Origin of the sequence: Cellulomonas fulva (genome assembly GCF_018531375.1) — a bacterium.
GTDB classification, from domain to species: domain Bacteria; phylum Actinomycetota; class Actinomycetes; order Actinomycetales; family Cellulomonadaceae; genus Cellulomonas; species Cellulomonas fulva.
Genome location: NZ_JAHBOH010000002.1, coordinates 137,855 through 155,899, shown reverse-complemented (window position 1 = coordinate 155,899; position 18,045 = coordinate 137,855). Strand labels below are relative to the sequence as shown.

Annotated in this window: 18 protein-coding genes and 1 pseudogene; 5 read left to right on the top strand and 14 right to left on the bottom strand. The window is 73.3% G+C overall.

Annotated elements, in window-relative coordinates; translation table 11 throughout:
• Position 1 precedes the first annotated feature (1 nt).
• From KIN34_RS14305 to KIN34_RS14255, 11 genes and pseudogenes are all read right to left on the bottom strand, one after another.
• Entirely contained in the window at positions 2 to 436 is a 435-nt protein-coding gene (locus tag KIN34_RS14305; RefSeq protein WP_214352420.1) for a hypothetical protein, read from the bottom strand.
• 89 nt (positions 437 to 525) lie between these two features.
• On the bottom strand, positions 526 to 1,617 hold the full coding sequence (locus tag KIN34_RS14300) for a hypothetical protein (RefSeq protein ID WP_214352418.1): 1,092 nt from the start codon (positions 1,615 to 1,617) through the stop codon (positions 526 to 528).
• Between the two features lie 245 nt (positions 1,618 to 1,862).
• Entirely contained in the window at positions 1,863 to 2,534 is a 672-nt protein-coding gene (locus tag KIN34_RS17440; protein ID WP_214352416.1) for a recombinase family protein, read from the bottom strand.
• Positions 2,531 to 2,818, bottom strand: coding sequence for a hypothetical protein (locus KIN34_RS17435; protein ID WP_214352414.1), 288 nt, complete (start codon positions 2,816 to 2,818; stop codon positions 2,531 to 2,533). The genes KIN34_RS17440 and KIN34_RS17435 overlap by 4 nt, the downstream gene beginning before the upstream one ends.
• The gene (locus tag KIN34_RS14285) at positions 2,815 to 3,057 is read right to left on the bottom strand and encodes a hypothetical protein (protein ID WP_214352412.1); all 243 of its coding nucleotides are present in this window, start codon (positions 3,055 to 3,057) and stop codon (positions 2,815 to 2,817) included. The genes KIN34_RS17435 and KIN34_RS14285 overlap by 4 nt, the downstream gene beginning before the upstream one ends.
• Positions 3,058 to 3,640: 583 nt before the next feature.
• Positions 3,641 to 4,942 carry an AAA family ATPase gene (locus KIN34_RS14280; protein ID WP_214352410.1) on the bottom strand — a complete coding sequence of 434 codons (1,302 nt, stop codon included), beginning with the start codon at positions 4,940 to 4,942 and terminating at the stop codon, positions 3,641 to 3,643.
• A gap of 126 nt (positions 4,943 to 5,068) precedes the next feature.
• Complete coding sequence (locus tag KIN34_RS14275; RefSeq protein ID WP_214352408.1) at positions 5,069 to 5,215, bottom strand: hypothetical protein; 147 nt, start codon at positions 5,213 to 5,215, stop codon at positions 5,069 to 5,071.
• Positions 5,212 to 5,514: a hypothetical protein gene (locus KIN34_RS14270; RefSeq protein WP_214352406.1), complete on the bottom strand. Its 303-nt coding sequence runs from the start codon at positions 5,512 to 5,514 to the stop codon at positions 5,212 to 5,214. The genes KIN34_RS14275 and KIN34_RS14270 overlap by 4 nt, the downstream gene beginning before the upstream one ends.
• A gap of 3 nt (positions 5,515 to 5,517) precedes the next feature.
• Entirely contained in the window at positions 5,518 to 5,817 is a 300-nt protein-coding gene (locus KIN34_RS14265; protein ID WP_214352404.1) for a hypothetical protein, read from the bottom strand.
• A 413-nt stretch (positions 5,818 to 6,230) separates the two neighbouring features.
• Positions 6,231 to 7,745 (bottom strand): recombinase family protein, encoded by a 1,515-nt coding sequence (locus KIN34_RS14260; protein ID WP_214352402.1) that lies wholly within the window; start codon positions 7,743 to 7,745, stop codon positions 6,231 to 6,233.
• 28 nt (positions 7,746 to 7,773) lie between these two features.
• Positions 7,774 to 8,406: pseudogene (locus KIN34_RS14255) on the bottom strand (ATPase, T2SS/T4P/T4SS family); the annotation flags it as partial.
• Positions 8,407 to 8,632: 226 nt separating this feature from the next.
• Between KIN34_RS14255 and KIN34_RS14250 the strand changes: the two are divergent.
• Positions 8,633 to 9,562: an aldose 1-epimerase family protein gene (locus KIN34_RS14250; RefSeq protein WP_214352400.1), complete on the top strand. Its 930-nt coding sequence runs from the start codon at positions 8,633 to 8,635 to the stop codon at positions 9,560 to 9,562.
• Between the two features lie 91 nt (positions 9,563 to 9,653).
• Here KIN34_RS14250 and KIN34_RS17430 read toward each other — a convergent pair whose 3' ends face one another.
• The 3 genes from KIN34_RS17430 to KIN34_RS14235 form a co-directional block, all read right to left on the bottom strand.
• Positions 9,654 to 10,826, bottom strand: coding sequence for a D-alanyl-D-alanine carboxypeptidase family protein (locus KIN34_RS17430; protein WP_214352398.1), 1,173 nt, complete (start codon positions 10,824 to 10,826; stop codon positions 9,654 to 9,656).
• Positions 10,827 to 11,421: 595 nt separating this feature from the next.
• Positions 11,422 to 12,465: a hemolysin family protein gene (locus KIN34_RS14240; RefSeq protein WP_214352396.1), complete on the bottom strand. Its 1,044-nt coding sequence runs from the start codon at positions 12,463 to 12,465 to the stop codon at positions 11,422 to 11,424.
• Positions 12,462 to 13,832 carry a hemolysin family protein gene (locus KIN34_RS14235; RefSeq protein ID WP_214352394.1) on the bottom strand — a complete coding sequence of 457 codons (1,371 nt, stop codon included), beginning with the start codon at positions 13,830 to 13,832 and terminating at the stop codon, positions 12,462 to 12,464. The genes KIN34_RS14240 and KIN34_RS14235 overlap by 4 nt, the downstream gene beginning before the upstream one ends.
• A 317-nt stretch (positions 13,833 to 14,149) precedes the next feature.
• Here KIN34_RS14235 and KIN34_RS14230 point away from each other — a divergent pair, with 317 nt between their 5' ends.
• The 4 genes from KIN34_RS14230 to KIN34_RS14215 are packed head-to-tail and all read left to right on the top strand — an operon-like array spanning position 14,150 to position 17,905.
• Positions 14,150 to 14,917: a response regulator gene (locus KIN34_RS14230; RefSeq protein ID WP_214352392.1), complete on the top strand. Its 768-nt coding sequence runs from the start codon at positions 14,150 to 14,152 to the stop codon at positions 14,915 to 14,917.
• A gap of 25 nt (positions 14,918 to 14,942) precedes the next feature.
• Entirely contained in the window at positions 14,943 to 16,043 is a 1,101-nt protein-coding gene (locus KIN34_RS14225) for a sensor histidine kinase (protein WP_214352390.1), read from the top strand.
• Positions 16,044 to 16,085: 42 nt separating this feature from the next.
• Positions 16,086 to 17,099 (top strand): ABC transporter ATP-binding protein, encoded by a 1,014-nt coding sequence (locus KIN34_RS14220; RefSeq protein ID WP_214352388.1) that lies wholly within the window; start codon positions 16,086 to 16,088, stop codon positions 17,097 to 17,099.
• On the top strand, positions 17,099 to 17,905 hold the full coding sequence (locus KIN34_RS14215) for an ABC transporter permease (protein WP_214352386.1): 807 nt from the start codon (positions 17,099 to 17,101) through the stop codon (positions 17,903 to 17,905). The genes KIN34_RS14220 and KIN34_RS14215 overlap by 1 nt, the downstream gene beginning before the upstream one ends.
• Positions 17,906 to 18,045 lie beyond the last annotated feature (140 nt).

The window sequence follows — 18,045 nt, the reverse complement described above, 5'->3', positions numbered from 1 at the left end:
CTCAGCACCACACCAGCGCGGTGCCGACCTCGTCCTGGAGGCGGGAGGCGACGTAGTTGCGCATCGTCACCTGGACCACGGACGCCCCGCACGGCACCCACAGCGTGTTCGGCTCGCGCATCTGGTGGGCCCCGGCGAGGTGGGCCAGGTCGTCCCGCAGCCACGGCGAGATGTCGCACGTGAGCCAGGCCCGGCCCGCGCGCGGCACCGGCGGGTCCATGACCGCCTCCACCAGCGTGATGGCCTCCCGCCCGTCCGCGAAGCGCAGCAGCGGCACACCCTCCATGTGGGGCGGGACGGGCCCGGCGAGCGCGCGCAGCACGGCCTGCTCCAGCGGCTCCCAGGCGAGGGCGTCGGCGTTGGGCTCAGCCCACGGGACCAGGCCGCGAGCGTCCCGGACGGTGGCCTCGAGCGTGTCGGCGTAGGTGGGGGTCATGACAGTTCTCCTTGGCTCGCATGGAGGCGCATGGATGGTCCGGTCGCGGCGGGGGTCCATGCGATGCCGCCCGCCGCGACCGGGGTCTGTCAGGCGTAGAGCGCCGGGACGTCGTACGACCCGGACGCCTTCACCTGCATGACGAGGCCCGCGAGCCGCTGCCGGACGCCGGTCCCGAAGCCCCTGGTCCAGTACGAGTCGATGAGCGGGTACTGGGCGTTGCCGCCGGGGATGGCGATGAGGCCCTGGTACCCGGACGCGACGTGCTGGCGGAACATGATCGGGTTGGTGGACACGAGCGACCCGCCCGACACCATCGCCGCGACGTACCCGGCAGGGATGCGCGCCGACTCGATGACCAGCGCCTCGTCGTACGAGCCCTTGACCACGAAGCCCGCGTACGACGCCGGGACCTGGTTGCCGATGAGGTCGCCGTCCGTGGCGAAGAACCGTGAGCCGGCTGCCGGGACGAAGTCCGACCGCGCGCCAGTCGCCACCCGGAACGTGTTGATGACGTTCCCCTCCGCCGCGTTGACGAAGATGACGATCTGCGAGCCGTTCTCCTGCGAGAAGCCGTGGCTCTTGAAGTCGTCGACGATCTCGTCCAGGTCGCCGGACTGGATGGTCGCCGCGCCCGAGACGCGGAAGTGCGTGTGCGACGCGTCGAACGTCTGGCCCTGGTAGGCCGGGGGGACCCACCCGTCGCCGTTGGCGAACGGCTTCGCGGTGATCTGCGCGGTGCCCTCGGTGAAGGTGCGGTCCGTGTTGCCGAACAGCGTCCGCATGACCGTGTTGAACACCAGGTCCTTGTCCGCCTGGAGGACCGCGTTGGCGTGGGAACTGACCTCCGCCGCCGTCGCGTTGGCGAGGTAGCGCCAGGTCGAGGCCCAGCGGTTGTCGTACCAGGCGAAGTCCGCGCCCAGGTCGAGCGTGGAGAACTCGGCCCGCTTGGACTGCGGGATGCCGTACTCCGACGCCTTCTCGAACGCGGACGCCGCGCCGAGGGTCTGGAGCACCGACTCCACCGCGTTGGTCGTGTTGAACGTGAACAGGGAGAGGAACTGCTCCTGGTCCCGGTTCTGGATGTCCGCGACGGCGTTGAACTCCGCGAACAGGTCGTTGAGGTCCTGGCCGTCCCGCGTCGTCATGACGTCGGCGAAGCCGCTGTAACCGCGTGCCATTGTGGTGCTCCTTGAGTGGCGGGAGATGAGGAATCGGTTATGTACGCGTCTTGCAGTCCCGGTTCCTGCTGTTGCCCCACAACTGCGGGGCCTTTCTCCCGCGCTACTCAGGGCCTCCTGGCCCCGCCCAACGCGGCGACGTTCAACTGCTGGGGTGAATAGTACCCTGCTAAACGGGTTCGGTACGGTTCTCACCCCTGGCGATTTACGCCGAAACCGCGAGCCTGGCCGTTTGGTAGGCGTGCCTACGCCTTTCCCGCCCGCACCTCGACCCGGCGGACGGCGGCGAGGATGTGGCTGTGGTGCCAGGCCTTGGTCCGGGTGGTCGGGCGGGCGACACCCTCGGCCTCCAGTTGCTCCGCGATGGCGGACGCCGACAGCCCGGAGGCGTGCAGCGCGGCGATGCGGTCCTCGACCTCGGCCGGGATGCCGGACGGACGGCCGGTGTGCACGCCCTCCTTGCGGAGTTGGGCGAGGGCGAGCCGCGTCCGCTTGCTGATGACGCGGCGCTCGAAGTCACCGAACAACGCGAACTGAGCGAAGGCGAACCAGCCCTCCGGCGTGCTGGTGTCGAAGGCCTGCTCGATGGAGTAGATGTCCCAGCCCTCCCCGCCGTCGTCCGGGGAGTCGACCAGGCGCAGCAGCCGCCACGCCTTGCGGTACAGCCGGTCTACGTGCCGCACCACGACGACGTCCGCCCCGCCCGCCCGGACGGCGTCGGCCACGGCGGCGAAGCCGGGCCGGGTGTCGTCGTTGCCGGACAGCGCGAAGTCCTCGTGGATAGCGACCAGGTCCCAGCCCTTGGCCTCGCACGTCTGGCGGATCGAGTCGGCCTGCTGCCGCAGCGACAGCCGCTGCTCCTGCTCGGTCTTGGTGCGGTCCGCCTTGCTGATGCGGACGTAGCCGACGGCCTTCACCGCCCGGCCTCCTGCCCGTAGACGAGGGCGTCGAAGTCCTCGCTCGTCTCCCAGTCCCAGCGCTTGCGGCCCACCACGCCGACGGACGACACCACCGGCGCGTAGACCACGGCGAGCGCGGCGTCCGTGCCGGTGCGCACCAGGGCGAACACGGACGGGACGGCGGGGTCGGGCACCCACTCGGCGGCACCCTCGGCCACCAGCCGGTCGGCGGCGGCGACGTAGTTGGGCCAGGCCTGCTCGCGGAAGACGGCGACGGCCTGGCCCAGCGTCGGCCGGGTCACCGGGCCACCGCCGGGACCGGACGGGACTCGCCGTCGGGGGTGACGATGGACAGGTCACCCGCCGGGGACAGGACGAGGTCGTACAGGCGGCAGCGCAGGTCAACGGCGGGCCCGACCCGCAGGGACAGCGACCCGTCCGCCCCCAGCACGGGCCCCACCGCCGCCTCGTCGGGGTCACGCAGGTCACGCCACGCGTTGAGCAGGGCCTCACGGCGGGCGAGCAGTTCAGCGAGAGTCACGGTTCCTCCTTGGTTCGCGGGTAACCGTCCGGTTGCCCGCGGCAACGGTACCTCGAACACGTGTACGACTACTAGCCCAGCCGCCCGGCCCGGCGCGGCGTACATGGCCTGGATCGTCCCGAGACAGGGCCTCTCGCGTGCGCAGGCGTATGAGATGCCCGACCCACGCGGCGGCGGTCTCCCGCCTCCCCTCCGGCCGTTCTCGCGTTGGCCGTTCTCGCGGGCCTCCCGGCGGAGCCGACCCGGGCGAGCGGGTTAGCACCGGCCGACCCGGCCCACCACCTACCCGGCCCGTCGTTTCTCCCGCCTTGCGCCCAGCCACCGCGTTTCTCCGAAACAGAGCACCCGTCTATTTTCTCTATTCTCCGCCGCCCGGCGCTCGCGCTGTCTGTACGTTCCCCCGCCTCTAGGCAGGGGGGGAAACGTACAGTGAAGGCCGCGTATGGTCCGTACAGTCACCCGTATAGTCCCCGACCTGGGGTTCTATGAAAGCCGTACAGTGGCGTAGGGCTGGCGTAATGATCGACGCCAGCCCTACGCCCGTACAGTCACCCGTACAGTGCCGTATCGGAGAAACTCGGCCCTACAGGATGTCGTCCTCGTCGTCTCCGAAGACGTCGGCCGGGTCGGGCGACCGCCACACGGTGGCCGTCCTCGTCGCGGAGTCGCCCGGGACAGACACCAGCAGACCCTTCCGCACGAAGCCGTCGAGCCTGCGACGGGCCTTCGCTACCTGCGCGGGGGTCGGCTTCGGCGTCTCGAACATGTGCTGAGCCGCCTCCTGCGCCGTGAGCGGTGCCCGCAGCGCCAACGCGAGCACGTCGGCCTGGTGGTACACCGACGACTCCCCCTCGGAGTGGTCGTGCGCCACCATGAACGGCCCAACCTCCTCAGCGGGCTGCTTCAGGTGACGCCACATGACGACCGGGTCGCCCGCCTCCCCGTGGAGGGAGACCACCGACCCAGCACCCGCCGTCAGCCACGCGGAGCCGTACACGTCGGCCAACTTGTCGGGAGCCTTACCGCCCTCGCCGCGCTTCACGGTGTGGTGCAACTCCAGCAACTCGACGCCGTTGGCCAGGCACAACTGCCGAGCGCGGTTGTAGCCCGCGCCCACCTCGTCGTCCTTCAGGCCCAACGCGGCGTCCTTCAGGGAGTCCACCACGACGGTGTCGGCACCGGCGTCGCGGGCCATCTGGAGTAGTGCCTCCGGGTCGGCGGCGAGGTCGCGCAGCGGTGGGCCCTGCCACACCACCAGCCGCTCGCTCAGCGTCTCCCGGTCCACGTCGGCCAGCACCCGGTGCAGCGCCCTCGCGATCTGCTGCGGGCGGTCCATCGCCAGGTACAGGACGCGGCTCCCCGTCGGGACGACGGGCATGCCGAGCACGTCTCCACCGATCAGCCGGCCGCGCACCACCTGCCCGGCGAGCGTGGTCTTGCCCACGCCCGGCGGGCCGCTGATCATCAGGGACTCGCCCTCGGCCCACACGACCGCGTTGCCCTCGCCCCACACGGTGGGGATGTCCGGCGGGAGGTCGTGGATGAAGGCCCCACCGTCCACCATGCGTGGGCGGGCGTCCGCGTCGGCGTTGGCGATGCGCTCGTACGCGTCGTCCACGGCCTTGTCGGCCAGCCGCTGGTCCAGCCGGTACGCCACCCGCGCCGCGAACGACGACGGGTTGCCTGGGATGCGGTTGGCGTACAACTTCGCCAGCGCCGCCTCCTGCTCCCCGCTCAGGACCTCCTCCGGGCGGTTGACGAACGCCTGCGCCAACCTCCACTCAGGTATGGACTCGGACAGCGCCTCGGACACCTTCGCCCGCACCTCGACGGACGCCATGGCGACCTCTGCGGCTAGGGCGCTCGCGTACTCACCTTCGCCCATGGTCGGCCTCCCTCTTGTGCTGGCCCGCCCGGTCGGCGTACTTGTCGGCGTGCTCGCGCTTGCGCTCGGCCTGGTTGCGGGCGCGGCGAGCGCGATGGCTGCGCCCCGCCGTCTCGCCCTGGCTCCTCACCCCTGAACCCCACGCAGCAGCAGCACGGTGATGCACACCGACTGCGCCGCGATGACGACCATGAGCACCGCCCAAGCCAGTTCGGACACCGTGAGGGTGATGGCCGGGCGGCGCTTGCGCCGGGGCGTCCCGTCGGCGCTCACGGGGTCCACCCGTGCGCACGCGCCACAGCGACCCGGGCCATGTGCTCGACCTTCGCCACTGCGACTGCCGGGACGCCGGACTCGGCCAGCAGCAGGCCGACCAGGTGGCCCACCTGCGCGTCGTTTAGAGCCGTGCCCGTGCGGGCGATGGAGTCGCGGATCGCCTTGTCCAGCGTGGCCGTGGCGAGCGTGGCCCGCGCCGCGTCCAGAGTGGACGGGTCGGGCACGGCACCGTGGCTGTAGAGCCCGGCCACAGCGCCGGTCGCCTGCCGGGGCGTGGGGAGGTTCCGGATCGGCACGGCTCAGCCCTCGACCTTCTGTGCGGCCTCGACCGCAGCGCGGACGGCGGACTCGATGACGGCGAGCGCGTCGCCCTTGACACCGGCGTTGGCGAGCAGCAGCCCGACCAGGTGCGCGGTCCGCACGTCGTCAAGTCGGGTGTAGCGGCCCGCGACGCGGCGCATCTCCTGGTCGATGCAGGCCGTGGCGAGCGAGCGCTCGGCTTCCACGACGTCTGCCGGGTCGGGCGTGCGCCCGTAGGAACGGAGGCCTCCGAGCCGCGCAGCGGCGGCGCGAGGCGACATGACGTTGGGCTCAGACATGCTGGTACTCCCTACACAGGTGTGTTCACTGTGAGGGGCACCTCCCCTGGCCGGGAGATCCTCTTGGCGCCGTTCGTTGTTTTTCGGACCGTGCCACCGGTCAGGCCTCACGCATTCCCACTTGGGTGAGTTAGCAGCGCTATCGACTAGAGGGCCAAACGCTCGCCCTCAACCCGTGAAGTACGACGTGCCAGCGCGGTAGCGGGTCGGACTCCCAAAGCGTCCATCTAGCGCGCTGAGCCCAACCGTACCTCCAAACGGGATCGGTCTGGCGGCAGTTATCCATCTCCACAACAGCGCTCAGGCCGCCGCGCCGAACCGGCCCGAGACGCGCCGCGAGCCGCCCACCCTGGCGCGTGTAGGGCGAACGGCTCGCAGGCCGGGAGAGCGGCGTCTCGCACGTCCTCGGGTGACTACTCGGCCCAGGCGGCGAGGTCGGCGTCGCTCGGGCGCGCCAGCGGGCCCAGGTGCTCGGGCTGCTTCCAGTCGACCCGCAGCCGGGCGAGCCGCTGGGCGTCCGTCGTCCGGCCGGGCCGACCGCGCGACACCCACACCCGCTCCAGCCCGTCCTCCAGGATGGCCCGCCGGTCCTCAACCGTCTCGGCGTCGGCCCAGTCGTCCCCGAACCGCTGCGTCCCGCGCACCGGGCGGTACTCCACCTTCGGAGCCTTGCCGCGAGCCTCGCGGCGGATGGCCCGCAGGTTGCCGATCTGCTCCATGAGCCGGTCGGCCTCGGCGTCGTCGTCAGTGGCCCGCAGCGCGTCGCTGAGTTCGGCCAGCCGGTGCTCGATCTCGGGCAGGACCGCCGCGCCACCCTCGTACACCTCCTCCACGACGGACCAGCGGACGTGCTCTCCCTTCTGCCTCAGGAACTCCGCCACCAGCGCTTCCTCGAAGTTGGAGATGGACTGGTGGCACTCGGGGCAGTAGTACCCGTGCCGTCCGTTGATGGTGCCCCGGTGCAGGCGGGTGCCGTCCGCCTCGCACCACAGAAGGCCGGACAGCAGCGCGGACGTCTTGGCACGCAGGGCGACCGGCTTGGACTGCGCGGTGTCGCGCTCGTCCAGCGCCTTCACCAGCGCGCGCCACTCCCCCGGCGACAGCAGCGCGACGGACTCGTCCACCACAGGCAGGCCGTCTGCGTCGCGCAGCACGTCCGTCCCGCGCTCCTTGGTGCGGTTGCCCGGGTTGTAGGCCGTCATGCCAGCCACCAGCGGGTTGCGCAGCAGCCGCTCCACCGTCGAGTACGACCAGCCGCCCGCCTTGCGGCGGCTCTGGGAGGCCTCGGGCAGCGGCGCTCCGGCCTCGTCGAGCCACTGCACGATGGAGTACACCGACGCCCCGGCCTGCGCCCGCTCGACCATGCCGCGCACCCAGCCGACGCGCTCGGGGTCCTGGGCCAGCACGTAGCCCGGCCCGTCCGGGTTGGCGACCTTGCGCCAGCCGTAGGGCACCGTCCCGCCGACGACACGCCCGGCCCGGAGCAGGTGGTCCCGGGCAGCCTTGACGCGTGCCCGGATCGCCTCAGCCTCCATCTCGCCGAACACCGCGAGCAACGTGGCGAACGCGCGTCCCTGCGGCGTGGTCATGTCCACGGGGTCCTCCACGGCGACGATGCCCGCCCCGCGCTCCTGAAGCGAAGCGTCGGCGTGGAGGAAGTCCAGCACCCGGCGGGCGAGCCGGTCGATCTTCCACACCAGCACGGCGTCGTACTTCTCCGGCGAGTCGAGCAGCGCGCGCCACCCGGCGCGGTCCTCGGGCTTGTTGTGGGTCGCGCTCACGCCCTCGTCACGGAAGGTGGCGACTACCTGCCAGCCGCGCGCAGCGGCGTACTGTTCCGCCGCCTCGACCTGGCGTTCGATGGAGACCGACGCCTCCTGGGCAACGGAGATGCGGACGTAGATGACGGCTCGGAGCCCGGCGCTCATGTTCATGAGATCTCAAGCGTACTGTGTAAAGCGCTTGCAAACTACCGCCTTGGGTCGCCCCGGAGACCAGGATGTTGAGCCCGGCGCGCACGGCCGCGGCCAGGAACGCCGCGGCGTCGTGCGGCAGCGAGCCGAGCACGACGAGGTCGTCGAGGTGGTCCGCGCGCACCACGTACTTGCGGATGTTGACCGACCAGTGCTGCCGCGTGACGTCGGGGATCACCGCGTGCAGCCGCTCACCGCCCGGGAGCGTCGCGTCGACGAACGGGCTGCTGAGGTCCAGCCGCCTGCCGGAGACCTTGAGCATCCGCTCGACGAGCTCGCGCACCTCGACCGCCGTCAGGATCGTCGTGGTCAGCTCCGCCTCGCCCCGGCGGGCCACGAACACCTGCTGCGGGTTGTTGATCCAGATCTCCTCGATCTCCGGGTCGTCCAGGTACCGCTGCAGCGGGCCGAACCCGGCAACCGCGTCCAGCACGGCCTTGTGCGCGGCCTGGCCGTCGACCAGCGGCGGCACCGCCCCGACCACCGAGCGCGCGTCGTAGTCAGCGATCGCCGCCTCGACCAGCGCGGTGATGCTCGGCCGGTCCCGCACCGGGTCGATGCCACGCCGTCTGATGAGCTCCCGGACCTCGTGCTCGAGGATCGCGACGCCGTCCATCCCGCTCCCCCTGTCTGCCGGCCGCCGACGCGCCGCAAACGGACAATCCCGACAGCGGCGACGGCCCGCACCCTAGGGCACCGGGCACGGGCCGCACACGGGCCTGTCCACAACCAGGACATCCGAAACGTTCCGACCGCACGGTGAGCGTCGCCGATCACCCGATCGGGCGCGGCACGACGAGCCGGATGCGGGCCGGGCGGGCGCCGCGCACTACCGTGGGAGCGTGACCTCCCCGACCACGAACCAGTCCCCCGTCCTGCCGTCCGGCACGCAGCACACGCTGCGGCACGGCGACCAGGTGGCGGTGATCGCCGCCGTCGGCGCGAGCCTGCGGGAGTACCGCGTCGGCGACCGCGACGTCGTCCTGCCGTTCGACCAGCACCAGATCGCACCGGCGTTCTCCGGCGCCGTGCTGGCGCCGTGGCCCAACCGGCTCGCCAACGGCGCCTACGGCTACCGCGGGGCCGCCTACCAGGTCGCGATCACCGAGGCGGACCGCCAGACGGCGCTGCACGGCCTGGTCGCCTACGTCCCGTTCGCGCTCGGGTCGCACGACGAGGCCTCGCTCACGCTGACCACGACGATCGTGCCGATCCCCGGCTACCCGTGGCCGCTCCGCCTCGACGTCACGTACACGCTGTCCGACGAGGGGCTCGAGGTGCGCACGGTCGCGACCAACCTCGGTACCTCGGACGCGCCGTACGGGCTCGGCTTCCACCCGTGGCTCTCGCCCGGGGCCGCCGCGGTCGACGAGTGCACGCTGCAGCTCGGCGCGCAGCGCCACGTCGTCGTCGACGCGCGCCTGCTGCCCACGGGCGACGAGGCGCTCGTCGGGAAGTACGACCTGCGCGAGCCCACCCTCCTGGCCGGCATCGCCCTGGACGACGCGTGGCTCGCCCCCACGCGCGACGAGGCGGGCCTCACCTGGGCGCGGCTGGCCTCGCCGGACGGGCACACGGTCGCCCTGTGGGCCGACGAGACGTTCCCAGCCTGGCAGGTGTGCACGGGCAACGGCATCGAGGGCATCGAGCGGCGCGGCGTGGCCGTCGAGCCCATGACGTGCATCGCGGACGCGTTCCGCACCGGCGACCTGCTGGTCGAGCTCGCGCCGGGCGCGTCGCACGACTCCCGCTGGGGGCTGCGCCTCGAGTGAGGTGAGCCGCCGCAGACGACGACGGCCGGCCCAGGGTGATCCCGGACCGGCCGTCTCGTCGTCGGCGGGCTTCGTCGGTAGCTGTCGTCGGCTAGGACTCGCCGTAGTACTCGCCGTCGGCCATGACGCCCTTGAGGTACTCCCAGTGCCAGCGCTCGTAGGGGCCGGAGCCGCCCTCCTTCGCCCAGGCCGGGTTCTCGAAGCCGTAGATGCCCGCGTTCTCGTTCAGCCACTCCCACCGGTCACCCGACGTCATGTCGCTGCACAGGTCGACCGCGAGGCCCCAGCCGTGGTTGCTCTTGCCGGGCGTGGCCGCGAGGCCGCCCTTCTGCGCCTTGAGCGTGTACTGCACGGCCAGCGTGCGGTAGCCCGAGACCACGCACATGTCCGCGCCGAACCGCGCCGCGTAGACCGCGTTCAGGCCGGCCAGTGCGGACGCGGCGTCCGCGCGCATCTGCGTGTGGCCGTCCCACAGCGTGCACAGGTCCTCCGTGGCCAGCTGGCCGTTGAGGCCCGCGGCGCGCGCCGACGGGTCGCAGCCCGGCAGGGTCTGGCGGGTGGCGTCCCGGCTGACGCGGGCGAGCGCACGCTCGTCGACCACGACCTCCTTGCTCGCGGCGAGCGAGGCGGGGGGTGCGCCGATGGCGGGCTGCGCGGTGAGCGCCGAGACCGTGCTGGGCAGCGCGCCGCGGTCGGTGGGCAGGCCGGACAGCACCTCGGTCCCGCCGAAGGTGCCGTGGCTCAGCGGCACCGCCACGGTCACGGCCGCGAGCGCGCCGACCACCCCGAACCGGGCCGCGTTGCGCCCGTGCTTCCGGTGGGAGCGCAGACGGACGACGAGCGGGGTCTCGGCAGCGGTGCGCGGTGCGCGCTCGGCGGAGCGGGTGGCACGCTCTGCGGGCTCGTCCGACGGGGCCGGGGCCACGGCGGCGAGCGCCATCGTCGCGGCGGCGCGGACCGCCGGCTCGGTCGCCTCGGCGGCCGGCGGCGTCGCGCGCTGCTCGGACGGGTCCGCGGCGGGCCGCACCACGTGGACCACGCGAGCGGTCGTGGGGACGGACGCCAGCGGCACGCGCGGCATCTCGTGCGCCGCCGCCACGATCACGTCGTCCGGCACGGTCCGCCGGGGCGTGGCGGCCGGGCGCGGCTCGGCGGGGCGAGCAGCGGTCTCGGGGAGCGCGATGCGCGGGGTCGCCGGCGGCTGGCCGACCGTGCGACGTCCGGGCACCCAGTCCGGGGTGTGCGCCTCGGGACGCGTGTGCACCGTGGGGACCGTGTGCCCCGCGGGGGCCGAGTGCCCAGAGGTGGCTGGGGTCGGGCGGGCGCTCGCGCCGTGGTCGGCGACCGTGCGGGCCGCCGGGGACCCGGGCGCCGGGGTGGGCGTCGCGCCGCAGGCCGGGACCTCGCGTGCCGCGGCGCGCTCGGCGGCGGCACGTTCGGCTTCGCGGATCTCCCGGCGGGTCAGGGGCGGAGGGGACGCCTGGCCACGCTCGACCACAGCACCTCCTCGCACGGTCGACCAACGGACTCGGGCACGGACGAGGGCCAGGGGCTGCTCTCGTCCGTCGCTTCGCCGACCCGATGCGCGGTGGTGCAGGGGCCGCATCGTCGTCGGCGATCACGAAACCATAACGGCTCGTGAGCACGCTTCCAAGCCCCTGGACGAATGTCCAGACCGTCCGCGAGATCCGCACCGCCGGCCGGCGCGCGCCGACACGCCGGGCGACACGCCGGTTCACCCGGATGCCACCCCAGGTTCACCCGCCGACACGCCGAACGATTCCGGTCAAAAGCCGCGCTCTTGCAGGTCACCGGCCCAGTTGTGAAGGTTTCGTGCCACGCGGGCATCGGACCGTCCCCTAGGCCTGAGGTCCTCGCTGCATGGCGTCGCGCACCTCGCCGACGAGCTCCTCGAGGATGTCCTCCAGGAACACCACGCCCACCGTGCGCCCGTCGTCGTCCACGCGGGCCAGGTGCGCGCCGGAGCGCTGCATCGCGGCCAGCGTCTCCTCGACCTCGTCGTCCGGTGCGACCACGGCGAGCTGCCGGACGCGCCACGGCGGGACCGGGACGTCGCGCTCGTCGTGCTCGGCGTACAGGACGTCCTTGAGGTGGAGGTACCCGACGACCCCGCCCGCCTCGTCGGCCACCGGGAACCGCGAGAACCCCGTGCGCGCGACCAGGTGCTCCACACCCGCGGGCGTGGCGCCCGGGTCGAGGGTGACGAGCGCGTCGGACGCGACCATGACGTCGCGCGCCAGGCGGTCGGAGAACTCCAGGGCGCCCGTGAGCAGGCCCTGGTCGTCCTCGAGCAGCCCCTCCGCCTGCGAGCGCTCGACGATCGACTGCACCTCCTGCGCGGTGAACGCCGAAGCGACCTCGTCCTTGGGCTCGACGCCCGCGGCGCGCAGGGCGTGGTTCGCGAGCCAGTTGAGCGCCACGATCACGGGGCGCACCACACGGGCGACGACGACGAGCGGCGGACCGAACAGCAGCACGGCCCGGTCCGGGCCCGAGACCGCGAGGTTCTTGGGCACCATCTCGCCCAGCACCACGTGCAGGTAGACGACGATCAGCAGGGCGACCACGAAGGCGATCGGGTGCGTCCACGAGTCCGGGACGCCGACCGCGTGCAGCGGGTCCTCGATGAGGTGCGCGATCGCCGGCTCGGCGACCACGCCGAGGCTCGTCGAGCACACCGTGATGCCGAGCTGCGCGCACGCGAGCATCAGCGAGACGTTCTCCATGGCCCACAGGACCGTGCGCGCCCGGCGGTCGCCCGCCTCCGCGCGCGGCTCGATCGACGAGCGCCGCGCGGAGATGATCGCGAACTCGGCCCCGACGAAGAACGCGTTGGCGGCCAGCAGCAGCACGGCCAGGACGAGTGCGGTGGTGCTGTTCACCGGCGCGCCCCCCGTCGCTCGTCACGCGCGTCCGGTCGGCCGTCGCGGCCCGCCCCCTCGGCGTCGTCCTGCTCGGTCTCGGCCACGCGCACCCGCTCCACGCGACGGCCGGCCATCCGCTCGACCTCGATCCGCACGCCGGGCAGCTCGACCACGTCGCCCGCGGCGGGGATCCGGCCGAGGCGCGCCATCACGAGGCCGCCGAGCGTCTCGTACGGCCCGTCCTCGGGGACGACGAGCCCGGTCTGCTCGCGCAGCTCGTCGGGCCGGACCACACCCGGCAGGTGCCACGTGCCGTCGGCCGCCCGGGCGACGCTCGCGCGCCGCCGGTCGTGCTCGTCGGCCACGTCCCCGACCAGCTCCTCCACCACGTCCTCGAGCGTCACCACGCCGGACGTGCCGCCGTACTCGTCGACGACGACGGCCATCTGCATCCCGTACGCGCGCAGCTCGACCAGCAGCGGGCCCAGGTGCACCGTCTCCGGCACGCGCGGGGCCTCGTCCATCAGCGCCGCCGCGGGGACGTCGCCACGCCGCTCGTACGGCACCTGGATCGCGCGGCGCAGGTGCACCAGCCCCACGATGTCGTCGCTGCCCTCCCCCACCACGGGGAACCGCGAGTGCCCGGTCCGCCGGGCCAGCGCGACGACGTCGGACGCGCGGTCCTCACGCCGCACGGCCACCATGCGCTGCCGGTCCGTCATGACGTCGACGGCGGTGAGCCCGCCGAAGTCCAGGGAGTTGGTGAGCAGCGTCGCGGTGGACTCGTCGAGCGTGCCGACCTCCGCCGAGCGCCGCACCAGGGCGGCGAGCTCCTGCGGCGAGCGACCGCCGGCCAGCTCCTCCCGCGGCTCGACGCCGACGCGGCGCAGCAGCCAGTTGGCGCTCCCGTTGAAGAAGCCGATCACCGGCAGCAGCCCGGTGGTGAAGCCCCGCTGCAGCGGCGCGACGACGCGCGCGGTGCCGATGGGGTGCGCGATCGCGAAGTTCTTGGGGATGAGCTCGCCGACCAGCATCGAGAAGCCGTTGACCAGCACGATCGCCAGCACCACGGCGATCGCGGTGGCCGCGGTCTCGCTCAGCGCGCCGTCCCCCAGCCACTGCGCGACCAGCCGCTGCACGGCGGGCTGGGTGGTGTAGCCGAGCAGGACCGTGGTCGCGGTGATGCCCACCTGCGCACCCGAGAGCTCGGTCGACAGGCGGCGCAGGGACTTGATCACCGACTGGCCGCGGCGGTCGTCGGGCGCCGTCTGCCGCTCGACCACGCCCGGGTCGAGGGTCACCAGGGAGAACTCGCCGGCGACGAACACGGCGGTACCCAGTGTCAGCAGCACGCCGAGGCCGACGAGCAGCCACTCGGTCAGCATGCGGGACCGCTCGGGCCGGCCGCGGCGCTCGTCGGACCTGCCGACAGGAGGCCGCGCGGACGGCGGACGGTGGGGTGCGGCGCGTGCGCAGCACGGGGTCTCAGGTGGGGGCCGGCCTGGTCGGGCCCGGTCCCCGGTGCGTGGGCACCGGTCCGGGCGGGACGCCGGCAGCTACTTGAGCTGCTCATGGTGGGCACATCCTACGGGCGGTGCCCGGGTGCGGCACGAGCACGTGCCGTGCCTGTGGACGCCGCTGCGCCCGCCGCGGTCCGGGTCGCCTCCCGGCCGTCGGGTCCCGGTTGTGCCACATTGGGACCATGACCGTGGTTGGTGGGGCAGCTGGGGCGCGCACGCCCGGGGGTCCGACGAAGGTGCTCGTCGTCGAGGACGAGCCGGCCATCGCCCAGGCGATCGCGCGCCGGCTGTCCGCCGAGGGGTGGGCCGTGGAGGCGGTCGGTGACGGCCTGGCGGGCGTCGAGGCCGCCGCCCGTCTGGTGCCCGACGTCGTGGTGCTGGACGTGATGCTGCCCGGCATCGACGGGCTCGAGGTGTGCCGGCGGATCCAGGCCGAGCGCCCGGTCCCGGTGCTCATGCTGACGGCGCGGGACGACGAGACGGACATGCTGATCGGCCTCGGCGTCGGCGCCGACGACTACATGACCAAGCCCTTCTCGATGCGCGAGCTCGTGGCGCGCACCAAGGCGCTCCTGCGGCGCACCGAGCGTGCGGCGCGCAGCGTGGAGCTCTCGGCGGCTGAGGCGCCCACGCCGCCGCTGGTGATCGGCGACGTCTCGATCGACCGCGCGCAGCGCCGGGTGGTCCGGCACGGCGAGGAGGTCCACCTCACGCCCACGGAGTTCGACCTGCTCGTCGCGCTCGCGACCTCGCCGCGGACCGTCCTGACCCGCGAGCGCCTGCTCGCGGAGGTCTGGGACTGGATCGACGCGAGCGGCACCCGCACCGTGGACTCGCACGTCAAGGCCCTGCGCCGCAAGCTCGGGGCGGACCTGATCCGCACGGTGCACGGCGTCGGCTACGCGTTCGAGCCCGCCGAGGGCGGCCCCACCGGGCCGGACCAGCCCTGACCCGGCGCGCCGGTGGGAGGAACCCGTGACCGTCCCCCGGCACGTCCGCGGCGAGCCCGTCCGGTCGCGGCTGCCGGACCTGCGCCCGCTCGACCGGTTCCGCTCGATCAAGATCAAGCTCGGCGTCCTGGTCGCGGCCACCGTGACCATGGCGTCCTTCATCACGTGGCTGGGCCTGTCCTACAAGCTCGGCCCGTCGCGCACCTTCCCGCTCGCGATCATCATCTCGCTGGTGCTCACGCAGATCCTGGCGCGCGGCATGACCTCGCCGCTGCGGGAGATGACGTTCGCCGCCCGGCGCATGGCCGGGGGCGACTACTCGCTGCGCGTGCGCGCGACCAGCAACGACGAGGTCGGCCAGCTGGCCGAGGCGTTCAACACGATGTCCGACGACCTCGAGCAGTCCGACGCGTTCCGGCGCGAGCTCATCGCGAACGTCTCGCACGAGCTGCGCACCCCGGTGACGGCGCTGCAGGCGCAGCTCGAGAACGTGGTCGACGGCGTCACGGACCCGGACCCGGCGACCATGGAGGCGGCGCTCGCGCAGACCGAGCGCCTGGGCCGCCTCGTCGCGTACCTGCTCGACCTGTCCCGGCTCGAGGCCGGGGACGTGCCGCTCGAGGTCACGCAGATCCGGCTCGCGGACTTCCTGCAGGAGGCGGCCGAGGGCGCGATGCTCGTCGGCGCCGCCAAGCGCCTGCGGTTCCCCGTGGTCGTCGAGCCCCCGGACCTCACGGTGCCGGGCGACCCCGAGCGTCTGCACCAGGTGGTCGCCAACCTCCTGCACAACGCGGTGCGCCACTCCCCGGACGACGACGAGGTGCGCCTCGAGGCCTCGCGCGTCGGACCCGACGTGCGGATCGACGTGGTGGACCACGGGCCGGGGATCCGGCCCGAGCAGCGCGCGCACGTGTTCGAGCGGTTCGTGCGCGGGAACACCCCCGCGACCACCGGGCAGGTCTCGACCGGCGGCACGGGGCTGGGCCTGGCGATCGTGCGCTGGGCGGTCGAGCTCCACGGCGGCCGGATCGAGGTCGCGGACGTGCCCGAGGGATGCACGATGCGCGTCACGCTGCCCCTGTTCACCCCGCCCGCGTCGATGCGACCGGTCTTCCCGCGGCCCTGAACCGGCCCGCACCGGCGCCCGCTCTGGTTAGGGTCGTGTGCCATGACCTCGCCGAACGCCGCCCCACCGGACGTGAACGTGCCCGACGAGCCCGGGCTGGTGCGCGTGCAGCACCTGACCAAGCGGTTCGGCAGCGGACCGGGCGCGGTGCTCGCGGTCGACGACCTCACCTTCGACGTGCGGCCCGGCCGGGTGACCGGCTTCCTGGGTCCCAACGGCGCCGGCAAGACGACGACGCTGCGGATGCTGCTGGGGCTCGTCGCGCCCACCGCCGGCAGCACGTCGATCGGCGGCCGCCCGTACGGGGCGCTCGGGCGGCCCGCGCACGTCGTCGGCGCCGCCCTCGAGGCCGCGAGCTTCCACCCCGGGCGCACCGCGCGCGACCACCTGCGGGTGTACGCGCCGCAGGTCGGCGTCCCGGACGCGCGGGCCGACGAGGTGCTCGACCTCGTCGGGCTCGGCGCGGCCGCGCGGCGCCGCGTCGGTGGCTTCTCCCTCGGCATGCGGCAGCGGCTCGCGCTCGCGACGACCCTGCTCGGCGACCCGCCCGTGCTCCTGCTCGACGAGCCCGCCAACGGCCTGGACCCCGAGGGGATCGCGTGGCTGCGCGGGTTCCTCCGGGCGCTCGCCGCCCAGGGCCGCACCGTGCTGGTCTCGAGCCACGTGCTGTCCGAGGTCGAGCAGACCGTCGACGACGTCGTGATCATCGCCCGCGGGCGCCTGGTGCACGCGTCCTCGCTGCCCGAGCTCGCGCGGCTCGCCCGGCCCCGCCTGCGCGTGGCGTCGCCCGACGGCCCGGCGCTCGACGCGCTCGTCGCCGGGCAGGCCTGGTCGGTCGAGCACGTCGACCGCGCGGGCGGCGGCGCGGCGTACGACCTGCTCGACGTGGACGGCGCGACCGTCGGCGCCGCGGCGTTCGCGGCCGGCGTCGAGCTGCACGCGCTGGCCGGGCGCGACGTCGGGCTCGAGGACCTGTTCCTGCAGCTGACCGCACCACCGACCGCGTCCGGCCCACAACCGACCGCCACCACGACGACGGACGGGAGCGACCGCTGATGGGCGCCGCGATGGTCACCGAGTACCGCAAGCTCGTCACGACGCGCCTGTGGTGGATCCTGCTGGCGGCCATGGCCGTCTACATGGCGTTCCTGGCCGCGGGGCTGGGCTGGGCGCTGAGCCAGGGCACCGCCACGACGGGAGCCTCCGACGACGCCGTGGTCGTCTCGCCGCAGGAGGTCGTGCGCACCGTCTACACGATCGCCGTCTCGTTCGGCTACGTGTTCCCGCTCATCGTCGGCGGCATGTCCTTCTCGTCGGAGTTCCGGCACAAGACGATCACGCCGACCCTGCTCGCCGAGCCGCGGCGGACGGTGGTGCTGCTCGCCAAGCTCGCGTCCGGCGGGCTGCTCGGCCTCGTCTTCGGCGTCGTCGGCACGGTCGCGTGCGTGGCCGCCGGCGCGGGCGTCCTCGGCCTGCTGGGCGAGCCGACGTTCCTGGGCGAGGCGTCGACCTGGCGCACGCTCGGGCTCTCCGCGCTCGCCCTCGCGGTGTGGTCGCTGCTGGGCGTCGCGCTCGGCACCGTCATCACCAGCCAGGTCGCGATCGTCGTGATCGCGCTCGCGTTCACGCAGTTCGTCGAGCCGATCGCGCGCGTCGTGCTGGGCATGACGTCGTGGGGCGCCGATGTCGCGTCGTTCCTCCCGGGCGCGGCGGGCGAGGCGATCTCCGGCGGGTCGTTCTACGCAGCCTCCGGCATGGGCACGCTGCTGTCCTGGTGGCAGGGGCTGCTGGTGCTGCTCGGCTACGTCCTGGTGCTCGCGCTCGTCGGACGGTTCACGACCCTGCGCCGCGACATCACGTGACGTGCGCGACGGCCCCGGGCCGTCGTCGTCGGGCTGGGGGGCGCGGAGGCGCGGAGGCGCGGGACACCGTGCGACCACGACGGGACCGCATCGTGAGACGGCCCGGGGTGGACGTGGCGCGGTTCACCCGTTCGCGTGAT